This is a genomic window from Planctomycetota bacterium (assembly GCA_039819165.1).
Classification (GTDB): domain Bacteria; phylum Planctomycetota; class Phycisphaerae; order Phycisphaerales; family UBA1924; genus JAHCJI01.
In genome coordinates, this window is record JBCBSM010000002.1 from 456,730 (window position 1) to 470,142 (window position 13,413).

Genomic DNA, 13,413 nt, shown 5'->3' on the forward strand with positions numbered 1-13,413 from the left:
CGGCATGGAGAGTTGTGATGACGAACATCAATCGCTGTGGAATGCTCGCCTCGATTGTCGGCCTCGCCGCCGGCGCCAGCCTCGCCCAGACCGACAACGAGGCCTGGCTGCTGCCGGACAACCAGCCCCGCACCAGCGGCGGCTTCTCGGCCATCGGCGATTCGGTCGGCTGCCCGATCGACGTGGACACCATCACCGGCGACCGCACCTGCCTCGGCGTCGAGTTCGCGTGGGGCTTCTACTGGATCAGCGGCCGCAACATCGACGGCGGCGACGTCCAGATGATCTACCAGCTCGATGAGGACTTCAACCTCGTCGACATGTACCTCCAGGAGACCGCTTCGCCGCTGTGGGGCGGCCGGGACGGCGAGGCCATCGAGTCCGAGAACGCCCTGTTCTTCGGCTCCGAGGGCGGCGAACTCGTCGAGTACCGCTACGACCCCTCGACCGAGCGCCTGGACCTGACGCAGACGACGGTCATCGAAACCGACGCGGCGGGCACCGTCCGCGCGCTGGCGTGGGACCCCGATCGCGAGGTCTTCTACACCAAGAGCTTCGGCGGCGAGATCGAGGTCTTCGATCGCGACGGCGTCTTCGTCGACCTGTTCCTGGACCCGGGCTTCAGCACTTATGGCGCCGGCTACGACCCGGTCAACGGCACGGTGTGGTTTAACGACTACATCGACCTGACCGTGGACCCGCTGGTCAGCATCCCCAACGTGCGGGCCCAGGAATGGGACCCCGACACCGGTGCGCTCACGGGCCGGATCTTTGAGGCCATCTCGAGTTCGCCCGATGGCACCGTTGGCTTCATCCCGGGCGGCATGGACGTGATCAGCGACGGCACTACCGTCACCGCGATCTTCATGAACCAGGCCGATCCGAACGACTTCGTGCAGGCGTTCGCCATCGAGGGCGATGGCGTCCCCTGTGACGCCGACTGCCGCGCCGACATCGACGGCGATGGCTCGCTGACCATCTTCGACTTCCTCGGCTTCCAGAACCTCTTTGACGCGGGCGATCTGGGTGCCGACTTCGACGGCGACGGCGTCCTGACCATCTTCGACTTCCTCGAGTTCCAGAACGAGTTCGACGCCGGCTGCCCGTAAGCGCCGCAGGAACCAGCATCTCGACGGTGACGGGGTGTTCGCCTCGCACCGATGAACGCACGGCGGGCCCTTGGGGCCCGCTTTTTTTGTGCGCCGTGGCCGGGCTACGCTCGGCTTCTTTCGATCCGTACGGCCCCCAAGCAGGAGCTCGCGTATGTCCGGCGGCGACGTATTCGTAGATCAGGCGCTCCCCCGGCTCGAAGAAGCCGCCTCGCACTCCAGGGCCCACCCCGAGACGGTGGCGCGGCTCCGCCAGGCCGAGCTGTTCACCGAGGTGGCCATCCCCGTCCGCAAGGACGACGGCTCGCTCGAGGTCTTCACGGGCTATCGCTGCCGCTACAACACCGTCCGCGGGCCCGCCAAGGGCGGCATCCGCTTCCACCCCGACGTCGACGCCGGCGAGGTGCGGGCGCTGGCGTTCTGGATGACCTTCAAGTGCGCCACGGTGGGCATCCCGCTGGGCGGCGGCAAGGGCGGCGTCATCGTCGATCCCAAGAAGCTCAGCCAGGCCGAGCTCGAGCGGCTCAGCCGCGGCTTCGTGCGGGGGCTTGCCGACGTCATCGGCCCGGACATCGACGTGCCCGCGCCCGACGTGTACACCAACCCCACCACCATGGCGTGGATGATGGACGAGTACAACACCATCAAGCGGGGCCACTTCCCCGGCGTGATCACGGGCAAGCCGGTGCCGCGGGGCGGCTCGGTCGGCCGCGGCGACGCCACGGCCCGCGGGGGGTACTACATCCTCAAGGACCTCGAGGAGAAGCGCGGCTGGACGCCCGAGGACGTGACCGTCGCGATCCAGGGCTTCGGCAACGCGGGGCAGCACTTCGCCACGCTCGCGGGCAACGACGGCTACCGGATCGTCGCGGTCAGCGATTCGAGGGGCGGCATCCACGCCAAGGACGGCCTGGACGTCCAGAGCACCATCCAGACCAAGCTCGATTCGGGCCGGCTGCCCGACGCGGGCGAGTCGATCTCCAACGAGGACCTGCTCGAGCTGGACGTCGACGTGCTGGTGCCGGCGGCCCTGGAGAACGTCATCACCAAGGACAACGCCGGCCGCGTGCGCGCCGGGACGCTCATCGAGCTGGCCAACGGCCCGCTGACCGGCGACGCCGACAAGATCTTGCACAAGGCCGGCAGCCTCGTGGTGCCCGACATCCTCGCCAATGCCGGCGGCGTGACCGTGAGCTACTTCGAGTGGACGCAGAACCAGAGCGGCTACTACTGGACCGAGGACACGGTGCACGAGCGGCTCCGCGAGATCATGGTCCGCGAGTTCAACGCCGTGTACGACCTGGCCGAGGACAAGGACCTGCCGATGCGGACCGCCTGCTACGTGCACGCCCTGGACCGCCTGGCCGAGGCGATGGAGGCCACGGGGACCGAGAAGCTGTTCGGGACGTAGTTTCCCGGGCGGGCGTTCTGCGTTTGCTTGGTTTTCCCTCGGATCTGCGGTTCCGATCGTGACGGATAGCGGGGTTCGACGTCTCTAGGGATGTGGCGTCTTTGGCTGCCATCCGGCCCGGGATTGTGGTATCGTTTATGGGTGTCCGAGCCCAGCGAAGCCGCCCGAGCGGACCGGAGACGTCCAGGCCGGATCGCCGTGGATGGCCGAGCGAGAGACGACCGATCCTGAGCGGTGCCGACAGTCCCGCGAGAGACCCAAGCCCAAGGGGATACCGACATGGCCCATGCCCGACCACGCGTTGCCCTCCTAACCGCCCTGCCCGTGTTGCTCGTCGGACTGGCCGGCGCGACGGCGTCCGCGCAGTCGTCGGCCCAGCAGCGTGAGGTGCAGGACGGCGTGGCCGAGCCCGCGCCGAAGTTCGAGATCGAGTCGCAGGTGCTGGATTTCGGCCGCATCCTCGATACCGAAGAGGTCACGCGAGCCATCGTGTTCCGCAACGCGGGCGACGCGCCGCTCGAGATCGTGAACGTCCGGACGACCTGCGGCTGCACCGCGGCGGAGCCGCCAGACGGCCCGCTCGCCCCCGGCGAGAGCTTCGAGCTAGAGATCGGCTTCAACCCCATCGGCAAGCGGCCCGGCCAGCAGGAGCAATCGGTGACGCTCCGCACCAACGACCGCGAGAACTCGGTGGTCGTCGTGAAGGTGCGCGCGAACATCCAGGCACTCGTGGCGGTCGAGCCCGCGTCGGTGAACATGGGCAGCGTCGCCAAGAAGGCGCGCAAGGACGCGATGATCTCGATCACGGGCATGACCTCGGACTTCGAGGCCCACACGATCACGATCGTGGGCGAGGGTTCGAAGTACTTCGAGACCGAGATCCTCGATCCGATGCAGATCGAGAACGAGGACGGCACGATCTCGCAGCGGACCGACATCATCGTGTCGCTCAAGGCCGACGCGCCCCCCGGGCGCGCGCAGGCCATGGCGGTGATCCGCACCAACGAGCAGCGCCGCCGCATCGTCAACGTCGGCCTGACCGCGGAGGTCAAGGGCGACGTCGTCATCAGCCCCACGCGGATGCAGCTGGGCGTGCTGCGGGCCGGCGAGGGCGTGACCGAGACCATCGAGATCACCAACGCCAAGGGCCAGCCCTTCCGGGTCGTGGGCGTCGAGATGCACCCGCTGGATCCGGCGGGCCTCAACCCCTTCCCGATCGAGTACGAGATCGTGCCGGCCAACCCCGATCCCGCCGCCACCGAGGCCGACAAGGCCAAGCCCAGCGATGCCTACCGGCTGACGCTGCAGGTGCCGGCGCAGGAGGCCGGTGGTCGCGTACGGGGCAGCATCGTGATCCGCACCGACGTGGCACTCGAGGAAGAGATCAAGATGCCCTACGTCGGCCGCGTTCGGGCCGCCACGGGCCAGTAGCGGATGCGCTTCGTCGGCTGGGTCGCGATCATCGTGCTCGTGTCGCTGGGCGCGGCCGTCGCGCATTCGATGATCTGGGAGATCACGACCGATCCCGCCGCGGCCCTCGCCGAAGCGCGGGCGCAGGGCCGGGCCGCCGCGCGTCCGCCGGCCGGCGATGGCGCGTCGCAGCCGGGCGGCGACTCGGGCGGCGACTCGGGCAGCGAAGTGGCCGACCCCACGGATCCGATCGAGGGTGATCGGGTCGAGGGCGGTCCGGGACCGGCGGCGGACGTCGCGGGCGCCGACGGGGACGCCGACCTGCCCGACTACTACGTGTCGATCGCCCGCGCCCGCGAGTTGTGGGACGAGGGCTACGACTTCATCGATGCCCGGACCGACCGCGAGCGGGAGATCGGCTGGGTCGAGGGCTCGTACCAGCTCGAGACCCGCAACTTCATCGACGGCAGCGCGTTCGGGGTGCTCGCGGGGCTCTCGCCCGAGCTGCCCATCATCGTGTACTGCGACGGCGGCGAGTGCGACGCCTCCGAGAACGTGGCGCTGCGGCTGCAGCAGAACGGCTTCACCGACATCTACATCATGCACGAGGGCTTCCCGGCCTGGGCCGAGGCGGGTCACCCGGTGGAGATGCCGGAGGGCGGGCCGTGAGCGCGTGGCGGCGCTTCGACATCGGCCTCACGATGCTGGTGCGGGTGTTCCTCGCGGGCGTGTTTGGCTTTGCGGCGTACATGAAGCTGCAGAACCCGCAGGCGGCGCAGGCGTTCGCCGAGTCGATCAAGGCCTTCGGCATACTCGAGGAGGGGGCCCACGACCACGTGCTGCGGCTGTCGACCTTCGCGGTGCCGTGGACCGAGGCCATCTGCGCGGTGCTGCTGCTGATCGGCTTTAGGACCCGTGCGGCGGGATTCGTGCTGCTGGCGGCGATGGGCGTGTTCATCTGGGCGGTGGCCGACGTGCTGGCCGGCGGCCGGTCGGTGCAGTGCGGGTGCTTCGGAGACTTCAGCTGGCCCTGCGGCGACGTGGTGGGCAGCTGCCACCTGTGGCGGAACGGCGTGCTGGCGGCGCTGTGCCTGTTCGCGGTCGTGCGCGGCGGCGGGCCGGCGTCGATCGATGGGCTGCTCCACGGATCGGGCGGGAAGCCCGAGGACGACGCGGGGCCGGCCGGGGCGCCCGAGGCTCCGGATTTTGGGGACCGGCCCGCGCCGCCGCCGGCTCGCGCAGTCGAGGTGCCGCTGGCCCCGGCGAGCACGACCCCGCTATCATCTCCGCCCGCCGGGGATGACCCCGGTGGACGGCCCCGCTGGGATTAGCGCCCGCGGGATCCCGGACGCATCAAACCGTCGCGCCCCGCCACCGAGGCCGGGCGCCCAAGACCACGACGGAAGGACGAGCATGAGCAGGTTTTCTCGCTTCGGCGGCGGCCCCAACAAGAAGTCGGTCATCCACACCTCCGGCAAGGGCGTGACCTATGTCGACTGGAAGGACGTGGACAACCTCCGCCGGATGATGAGCCCCAACGGCAAGATCTACGGCCGCAAGCGGCTGAGCACGACCGCCAAGGAGCAGGCGATGATTGCCCAGGCGATCAAGCGGGCCCGCTTCATGGGCCTGCTGCCGTACACGTCGGCGACGCTGTAGGCCTCGTGGGCGAGGCGGCCGCCCCAACCAGAAACTACGCGGGTCTTCTCGAGGCGTGCGAACGCTTCGGTGGCGATCGCGATGCGCGGATGCAGCTGTTCGTCGATGCGGCCTGGGACGCCCTGCGCAACGCGGACGTCTCGTGGCTGGGCTTCTACATGCCCGATCCCAAAGATTGCACGCAGATGGTGCTGGGCCCGCGGCGGGACAAGCCGGCGTGCTCACCCATCGGGCTGCATGGCGCCTGCGGGCAGAGCTATGCGGAGCGGATGACGCTGGTCGTGACCGACGTCGCGAATCTGGGGGAGGGCTACGTCGCGTGCGACCCCCGGGACCTGGCCGAGCTAGTCATCCCCGTGCTGGACGATGCCGGCGAGGCCTGGGGCGTGCTGGACCTCGATAGCTTCTCGCGCGGCGTCTTCGGCGAGCGGGACGCGGCGGAGCTGCACCGCGCGCTTCGCTCCGCCGGGCTGACGCACGGCGGAGCGCCCGCGGTGCGCATCATCTAGCTGACGCGCGTGCCGGAATTCGCGTGCCTCTTGCCCTCAGAACTCGGGCTGGGCCTCGAAGTAGAGCAGCTCGTGCGTCCAGGGGTCCTGGAACTCCAGCGACCAAGCGTGCAGGCAGAGCCTGGGGTGCGCGGCGGGATCGCCGTACAGGGGATCGCCCAGGATGGGCACGCCCAGTCCGCGATGGTCGGCGGCGTGCACGCGGAGCTGGTGGCCCCGGCCGGTGACCGGCGTGAATTCGACGCGGGTGCGGCCGTTCTCGGTGCGTAGCACCCGGTAGCGGGTGACCGAGTCGCGACCGTCGTCGGCCACGATGTGCCGGGGGCGGTTGGGCCAGTCGATCCTGAGGGGCAGGTCGATGGTGCCGGCGTGGGAGGCCAGCTCGCCGTCGAGCAACGCGACGTATCGCTTGGTGACGCGACGGAACTCGAAGACCTTTGACATGGAGCGATGGGCGGCGGCGTCGAGGGCGACGACGATCAGGCCCGAGGTGTCCTGGTCGAGCCGATGGACCGTCATGGGGCCGTCGGCGCGGTGGTAGCGGGCCTTGACGCGGCTGCGGACGCAATCGGCCTTGTGCTCGCCGCGGCCCGGCACCGAGAGCAGGCCGGCCGGCTTGTCGACGACGACGAAGCGGCCCGTATCCCCGACAATCCGGATGTCGCGGGTGGGGGCGGGGCTGGCCGCGGGCGGGATGCTCGCCGGCGGCGCTGGGGCTTCCTCGGCTGCGGGCGGCGTCGCGGGTTCGTCGGGCACGCCTGACGATATACTCCCGCATGATTGCGACACGGTCTCAACGAGTGGTTCGGGCTTCGGGGCCGATCGCGGCTCTCTCGGCGATGTGCGGACTCGCGGCCGGGGCGTTGGCCCAACCGGGCCAGCCGGACGCGGCAACGGCCTCGGACTGGCGGGAGGCCGAGGCGGCGATCCTGACCGATCACGTGCAGTTGACCAGCCGCGAGATGTTCACCCGCGCGGGCGAGGCCTATTTCGATCCGTGGATGAATTGGCTCATCTTCCAGGCCACGCCCGTGCCCGATGCCGGCGAGTTGCCGAGCCCCCACTATGAGATGTTCGTGGCCGAGTTGGCCCGCGACGCCGGGGGCGCGATCACGGGCCTGGAGAAGCCGATCCGCGTCAGCACGGGGCTGAGCGCCAACACCTGCGGCTGGTTCCACCCGACGCAGCCCAACATGGTGCTGTTCGGCTCGACGATCGCGCCGCCGTCGGCGGACAAGGTTCCGGGCTATCAGCGCGGCACGGGCCGCTACGCATGGTCGTTCCCCAGCGAGATGGAGATCGTCAGCGGATCGCTCTCGTCGCCGATCGTCGAGGGCGAGGCGGACTTCGATGCGCGGCGGCCGGCGATCACGTCGATCGTCTTCGAGAAGCCGGGCTACACCGCCGAGGCGTCGTGGTCGCCCGATGGCCGCACCATCCTGTACGCGCAGGTGGACGACGAGAAGAGCGCGAAGATCGGTCGCCCGGACGCGGACCTCTGGTCGTACGACACCGAGACGGGCGCGCACTACCCCCTCGTGGTCGCCGAGGGCTACGACGGCGGTCCGTTCTTCTCGCCCGATGGCACGAAGATCTGCTATCGGTCGGACCGCGAGGGCACCAACCTGCTGCAGCTGTTCGTGGCCGAGCTGGAGCTGAACGAAGACGGCGTGCCCGTCGGCATCCGCCGCGAGACGCAGCTGACGGACAACCGGCACGTCAATTGGGCGCCGTTCTGGCATCCCGACGGCGACTTCCTGGTCTACGCATCGAGCCAGATCGGCCACCGCAACTACGAGGTGTTCGCCATCAGCGCCGAGGGCGGGGAGCCGGTGCGGGTGACCGAGGCACCCGGCGCCGACGTGCTGCCGGTGTTCAGCCCCGACGGCGAATACCTGCTGTGGACGGCGCAGCGGGGCCCGCTGGGCGAGGGCGATAGCCGGCCAACGAGCCAGGTGTGGATCGCTCGCGTGGACGCCGACGCCATCCGGGCACGCCTCCGGGCGACCGCAGAGGGCGGTACCGCCGACGATTAGCACGCGGGTGCGGGGGCTAGCCTCACGCCATGACGCCCGACACGACCAATGCGCTCCCGCAGGCCGCCAGCGTGCTCACGCATGGGCTGATCGACTACGCGGGGCTGTTTCCGCCCGCGTCGCTCGACATGCCGCCCGCCGCAGAGAACTACGCGCGGTACCTCCGCGGCGCAAACGCCGCGATGCTGGGGCGTCTGATCTGTCCGGCGGGCCGGCTCGATGAGCTGACCAAGCACGCCCAGATCCTGATGCCGGGCACCTACGCCACCAGCGGCTACCGCGAGATGGCGGAGCACGCCGACCCGTGGCGGATTAGCGCGATCGTGCCGCACAACGACGCGTCGCCGGTCGACGATTCGCTCGAGCACATCCGCGCGTTCAACCACCGGCACGAGGACGAGGACCAGGGGCTGGCAGTCGTCGACGCCATCGAGACGCCGGTGAAGGCGGTCGACGAGATCGATGCGTTGCTCGACGTCATCCCCGAGCAACTGCAGGTCGCCATCGAGGTGCCCGGGTCGGCCGACGACGGCGTCGACGTCCGCGGCTACGTGGCGGCGCTGGCGGGCACGGGGGCGGCCGCCAAGATCCGATGCGGCGGCGTGACGCCGGACCTGTTCCCCTCGGCGGCGCGGATCGTCGGCTTCATGATCGCCTGCCGCACCGCGGGCGTCGCCTTCAAGTGCACCGCGGGGCTGCACCACGCGCTGCCGGGCGCGTATCGCCTCACGTACGAGAACGGCAGCGCGACGGGCACGATGCACGGGTTCGTGAACGTGTTCACGGCCGCGGTGCTGATCGGCGCTCGCGCCATCGACGAGGCGGCGGCGATCGAGTTGCTGGGCGATCGCGACGCCGCGAGCTTCGTGGTGACCGACGGGGAATTGGGCTGGCGGAATCACCGCGTGCCTGTCGCGGTCGCGGCGGAGCAGCGCAGCCGTTTCGCGCTCGGCTACGGCTCGTGCTCGTTCGACGAGCCGACCGAGGAGCTGGCCGCGCTGCTGCGCGAGTCCTCTCGCTAGCCGCTAGCAGCCGCCGTCCTGGAAGAGGTTCTGGAACTCCAGGAAATCGAAGAGCGTGAGTGCGCCGTCGCCGTCGTAATCGACTTCCATCGAGCCGTCGTCGAACAGGTTGCTGAAGGCCAGGAAGTCGAAAAGGGTCAGCTCGCCATCGCGGTCGAGGTCGGGCGCGCAGGGCGGCCAGGCAATCTCGCCCCGTAGCACCCGTTGATCGATTTCCTCGGCGACGTCGACACTCCAGGCGCTGCGAAACGTCTGGTCGCGGTGGTTGAAGAGCACGACGATGCTCACGCCATTGCCCCGCTGCCACGCCACGGTATCGGTGCCGGGCAGCGAACCGCTGTGCGCCGTGAACCAGCTCGGGCCCTCGGACCCGGTGCGGCGGCGGCCCGAGATGGTGCCGAAGAGCACGCGGCTGTCTGCCAGGCGGAGGATGGCCTCGGCCGTCGCGATGAGACCGCCAACGGAGCGGGCGCCCTCGTGATTCCAGCCGCCGTAGGGCCAGCGAACGCGCTCGCCCGCTGGGTCGTAGACGTTGACGGCGAAGCCGATGTCCTCCTGGTCGTACCAGGGCTCCAGGGGGTTGTGATCGGCGGCGAAGGTGCGACCGACCTCGACCTGGCCCGGCACGCCGAGATCGGCAAACAGCCGCTCCACCGCGTCGCCGTACGCATCGCCGGTGACCTCCTCGATGATCAGGCCGAGTGCGAGGTAGCCGAGGTTCGAGTAGACGTAGCCGGTGCCCGGGCTGAACTGCAGCGGCTGGCCCAGGATCCATCGCATCATGTTGGTCGCGCCGGGCGGGCTGGGGATGCCCATCTCGCCGGCGATCTGGATGTCGCGGAACATGTGGTTGCCCGCGGCGGCCCGATCCCATCCGGCACGATGCTGCAACAGGTGGAACACGGCGATGTCCTCGAGGCGGCCGTCACCCAGCAAGGGGAACGGCTCGAGATCGAGGATGCCGCCGCCCGGCTGGCCGAGATCGAAGGCGTTGTCGGTCAGCGCGAGATCGCCGTCGCGGACGAGGTCGTCGATGATCGAGGCGGTGATGGGCTTGGTCACGCTGGCCAGCCGCAGCATCGCATCGTGCGGCAGCGGCGTGGTGCGATCGCGGTCCTGCCAGCCGAAGGAGCGCATGTACACCGTCCGCCCCTCGAAGCGGACGCCGAGCACGCCGGCGGTGATGCCGTTGGCGTCCATCGTGTCGCGCATGAGCTGGTCGAGTTGCGTCAGCTCGGGTATCGCGCGGCCGCGGATGGGCAGGTCCTGGGCGGCTGCCGGCCCGCTGGCAAGCCCGAGAGCGGCGAGGGCGAGCGCGATGCGATGCATAGAGGACCTCCTAAGGCGTGGAGAGTATCGCCGATCATGCCGGGGGATGCAAGCTCTTGGACGCCCGATCGGGGCGGCGCACCCAGCGTGCGATGTCCCGCAGCGCGATGGCGATCCAGGCGATCTGCAGGCCGAAGGGCGGCCAGGCGTCCTGCTTCCAGCACAGCACCGCGATGAGCAGCGACCCGGCGATGTTCAGGGCCGAGTAGGGCAGCACGTGGAAGGTGTTGCGGTTGGCGTAGGCGACGAGCAGCAGGACCATGCCGGCCCAGCCCAGGAGTTCGATGGTGTCGGGCATGGGGGATGATTGGGGGTTGGTACGCCCGCCGGGTCGGGAGACCGATCCGGCGAGGTTTCGATCCGGATCCCTCGTGGATCTCCCCCTCGCCTGGGAGTGGCAGCCCAGGCGGGGTTTCAGTCGATCGCGTCGCTCGGATCAGACCGTGTGCGTTTGCGCGCCTTCTTTGTCAACAGAAGAAGCTCCTCATCCGAGGCGAACCGCTCGCAGATGGCGCGCAGCTCATTCAGACCCTGTTCGAGTTCGTCGATCTCCCGCGCGGCCGCTGATACATCGAGCGGGTCGTACTTGTGATCCGTGTACATGGACTGGACTAGATTCGCAACTTCCTCTCGACTCTCCGTAATCCCGAACATCGTCGAGATCACCAGTCCAGAACCGACGCCGTGGAGCGTCTTGACGCGGTCTCCCTTGTATCCGACAACTTCCGAGACCTTGTCTCGAAGCGTGGGATCTACGAAGCTGAGGACATCTTGGCCCATGAGCAGACCAGAGATGGAGTACAGCCGACCGGCTTGCAGGTGAACGAAGACTTTGAACTGTTCGAGGATTGTGGCGGCGTCTTCGTCTGATGCTCTTTCGAGCGTCTGAAGGGGATCGCAGCCGCCAAGTTCCAAGAGGGCGCGGCCATCCTCCACAACGTCCAGCAGAACGAAGTAGATCGAAAGCAGTTCGAGGAGCGCGTCTTCCCTCGCCTTTTTGGATCTAAGTCCAGCGACACCGCTTGCGCCCGTTCGGATGACATCGACTACGTTCTTGATGTCAGCGAACATGCAGGACCGCCTATGTTTCAGAGAACAGGGTTTCACGCCCCCGGATGGTCCGCAGATCGACTCCCGGTTCCGCAAGCGCTAGACCGTAGAGTTCGAGGAGTTCTTCCTCGGATGCTTGGGCACCCGCGAACCTGAAGATGGAGGCGGCGACATACTCGCGGTCGAGGTCGAACGACATCCATCGCCTTCCCTCTGCCTCGGCCACCTGACCAGTCGTGTTCGAGCCCGCGAAGATGTCAACGACGAGATCTCCAGGATCCGACAGGAATCGGATGAAGAACTCGGGCAGCTTCGCTGGGAAACGCGCAGGATGACCTTTCACACCTGCGATCTTGCAGCCGCGTAGATACTGACCGTTCGATTCTGAGTTCGGGATCTGGAGGAGGTTCGATGGGATCGCGCCGCCGTTGTCTTTGCCGAAGCCCTTGCCGATGTCGTGGCCCGACGGGCGTTTCTTCGGTTCGTAGAACCCCTCCGGGTCCTTGAGGAGCTTCTTCATCCGCTCCGAGTATTCGGTGAGGACGCGCGTGACATCCGCCTTCGGATGAGGCGACTTCGAGAACCACCATACGTTGTTCACCGAGTCCTTCGCGCGGATCTTCCGCTTGTTCACCCACTCGATCGGACTCGGGAGCTTCGAGGGGTTGAACCAGTAGAAGTCCTCGGCGAGATGGAACCCGACCTCGTCACAGAAGCGGATCGCGACGCGGAACGTGTAGAGCGATCGGACGGGTACTCCCTTCTCGTACGCGCCGCCCAGGTCCAGGACGAAGCTCCCATCGTCGGCGAGCTTGCGATAGACGACCTCCGCGAAGCTCGTGAGCCAGTCGATGTAGTCGGACCCGGTCTTGTTCCCGTACTCCTTCTGGCGCTGGAGAGCGAACGGCGGGCTCGTGACCACGAGGTTCACCGAGCCGTCGGCGAGGTCCTCCAGGAGGTCGAGGGAGTCGCCGCAGAACGCCGCGCCGAGTTCGGTTGAGTAGATCGGGGTCCGTCCATGCGCCATCCAAGCCCTCCTCGTGAGTGCTACTTATATGCTGTAGACCGATAGTCGTCAACAGCCGACTGTTCCCTTCATGGTATCGGGACGGTCGAGAACTCGGGCCCGGATGGTCTTCGCGGCGAACCTGCGCCGCATCCGCACCGATGTCGGCCTCTCCCAGGAAGCTCTCGCCGCAAAGGCGAAGCTGCACCGGACTTACGTCGGCTCAGTCGAGCGCGGCGAGCGCAACATCTCGATCGACAACATGGAGAAGCTCGCGCACGCCCTCGGCGTCGTGGTGGTGGACCTCCTCGCGGAGGACGCCGCGTGAAGTCACACGACGACTACGAGGAACTCGTCAGGCTGTTCCCGGCGGTCCAGAAGTACCAGGAGCTGGCGAAGCGCCACGGGATCGACGACATCTTCCAGGACAACGGCGGAAAGCTCCTCCAGGTCCTCCTACTCCTCGGGCTCAAGATTCTCCCCGGTCGCCTCGGTAACGACGCGATCGACGCGGAGGGGAACGAGTACGAGTTGAAGTCGGTCAACACCGAACTCACTCGGAGCTTCTCAACCCATCACCACCTCAACCCCGTCATCATCGAGAAGTACAGACAGGTTGACTGGATCTTCGCGGCATACGAGGGCATCGAGCTTCGGGAGGTCTATCTCCTCACGCCCGGCGATCTGGAGCCCTACTACGCGAAGTGGTGGGCGAAGTGGCACGACGAGGGCGGGAAGGACATCAACAACCCGAAGATTCCGCTCCGGTTTGTCCAGACCAACGGACGAAAGCTCTACCCGACCTCGGACGGTGGGTTGATCGAGCCATCTGGGTAGACGGGCCTGGTGTAGCGCCCTTGTAGCGCAAAAAG

Annotated in this window: 16 protein-coding genes; 11 read left to right on the forward strand and 5 right to left on the reverse strand. The window is 67.9% G+C overall.

The window, feature by feature from the left end; translation table 11 throughout:
- Positions 1-17: 17 nt before the first annotated feature.
- From AAFX79_13360 to AAFX79_13390, 7 genes are all read left to right on the forward strand, one after another.
- The gene (locus AAFX79_13360) at positions 18-1,109 is read left to right on the forward strand and encodes a GC-type dockerin domain-anchored protein (protein MEO1009545.1); all 1,092 of its coding nucleotides are present in this window, start codon (positions 18-20) and stop codon (positions 1,107-1,109) included.
- 154 nt (positions 1,110-1,263) lie between these two features.
- Positions 1,264-2,520 (forward strand): Glu/Leu/Phe/Val dehydrogenase, encoded by a 1,257-nt coding sequence (locus AAFX79_13365; protein ID MEO1009546.1) that lies wholly within the window; start codon positions 1,264-1,266, stop codon positions 2,518-2,520.
- A gap of 279 nt (positions 2,521-2,799) precedes the next feature.
- Complete coding sequence (locus tag AAFX79_13370; protein ID MEO1009547.1) at positions 2,800-3,951, forward strand: DUF1573 domain-containing protein; 1,152 nt, start codon at positions 2,800-2,802, stop codon at positions 3,949-3,951.
- 3 nt (positions 3,952-3,954) lie between these two features.
- Entirely contained in the window at positions 3,955-4,599 is a 645-nt protein-coding gene (locus AAFX79_13375) for a rhodanese-like domain-containing protein (protein MEO1009548.1), read from the forward strand.
- Positions 4,596-5,261 carry a MauE/DoxX family redox-associated membrane protein gene (locus tag AAFX79_13380; GenBank protein MEO1009549.1) on the forward strand — a complete coding sequence of 222 codons (666 nt, stop codon included), beginning with the start codon at positions 4,596-4,598 and terminating at the stop codon, positions 5,259-5,261. Before AAFX79_13375 ends, AAFX79_13380 begins: the two co-directional genes overlap by 4 nt.
- 82 nt (positions 5,262-5,343) lie before the next feature.
- Positions 5,344-5,589 carry a 30S ribosomal protein S18 gene (rpsR, locus tag AAFX79_13385; GenBank protein MEO1009550.1) on the forward strand — a complete coding sequence of 82 codons (246 nt, stop codon included), beginning with the start codon at positions 5,344-5,346 and terminating at the stop codon, positions 5,587-5,589.
- A 5-nt stretch (positions 5,590-5,594) separates the two neighbouring features.
- On the forward strand, positions 5,595-6,098 hold the full coding sequence (locus AAFX79_13390; GenBank protein ID MEO1009551.1) for a GAF domain-containing protein: 504 nt from the start codon (positions 5,595-5,597) through the stop codon (positions 6,096-6,098).
- A 36-nt stretch (positions 6,099-6,134) separates the two neighbouring features.
- Here the strand turns inward: AAFX79_13390 and AAFX79_13395 are convergent, their stop codons facing one another.
- Positions 6,135-6,854, reverse strand: a complete 720-nt coding sequence (locus AAFX79_13395) for an RluA family pseudouridine synthase (protein ID MEO1009552.1) — start codon at positions 6,852-6,854, stop codon at positions 6,135-6,137.
- 83 nt (positions 6,855-6,937) lie between these two features.
- Here AAFX79_13395 and AAFX79_13400 point away from each other — a divergent pair, with 83 nt between their 5' ends.
- Positions 6,938-8,134, forward strand: a complete 1,197-nt coding sequence (locus AAFX79_13400) for a hypothetical protein (GenBank protein MEO1009553.1) — start codon at positions 6,938-6,940, stop codon at positions 8,132-8,134.
- Positions 8,135-8,163: 29 nt separating this feature from the next.
- The gene (locus AAFX79_13405; protein MEO1009554.1) at positions 8,164-9,156 is read left to right on the forward strand and encodes a hypothetical protein; all 993 of its coding nucleotides are present in this window, start codon (positions 8,164-8,166) and stop codon (positions 9,154-9,156) included.
- 3 nt (positions 9,157-9,159) lie between these two features.
- Here AAFX79_13405 and AAFX79_13410 read toward each other — a convergent pair whose 3' ends face one another.
- The 4 genes from AAFX79_13410 to AAFX79_13425 all read right to left on the reverse strand — a co-directional run bounded on the left by AAFX79_13410 (position 9,160) and on the right by AAFX79_13425 (position 12,562).
- Complete coding sequence (locus AAFX79_13410) at positions 9,160-10,485, reverse strand: serine hydrolase domain-containing protein (GenBank protein ID MEO1009555.1); 1,326 nt, start codon at positions 10,483-10,485, stop codon at positions 9,160-9,162.
- 34 nt (positions 10,486-10,519) lie between these two features.
- On the reverse strand, positions 10,520-10,783 hold the full coding sequence (locus AAFX79_13415) for a hypothetical protein (protein MEO1009556.1): 264 nt from the start codon (positions 10,781-10,783) through the stop codon (positions 10,520-10,522).
- Positions 10,784-10,899: 116 nt separating this feature from the next.
- Positions 10,900-11,556 carry a hypothetical protein gene (locus AAFX79_13420; protein MEO1009557.1) on the reverse strand — a complete coding sequence of 219 codons (657 nt, stop codon included), beginning with the start codon at positions 11,554-11,556 and terminating at the stop codon, positions 10,900-10,902.
- Between the two features lie 10 nt (positions 11,557-11,566).
- Positions 11,567-12,562 carry a site-specific DNA-methyltransferase gene (locus tag AAFX79_13425; protein MEO1009558.1) on the reverse strand — a complete coding sequence of 332 codons (996 nt, stop codon included), beginning with the start codon at positions 12,560-12,562 and terminating at the stop codon, positions 11,567-11,569.
- 103 nt (positions 12,563-12,665) lie between these two features.
- Between AAFX79_13425 and AAFX79_13430 the strand changes: the two genes are divergently transcribed.
- A complete protein-coding gene (locus tag AAFX79_13430; GenBank protein MEO1009559.1) occupies positions 12,666-12,869 on the forward strand; it encodes a helix-turn-helix transcriptional regulator in 204 nt (67 codons plus the stop codon).
- Entirely contained in the window at positions 12,866-13,378 is a 513-nt protein-coding gene (locus AAFX79_13435) for a restriction endonuclease (GenBank protein ID MEO1009560.1), read from the forward strand. The genes AAFX79_13430 and AAFX79_13435 overlap by 4 nt, the downstream gene beginning before the upstream one ends.
- Positions 13,379-13,413: the final 35 nt, after the last annotated feature.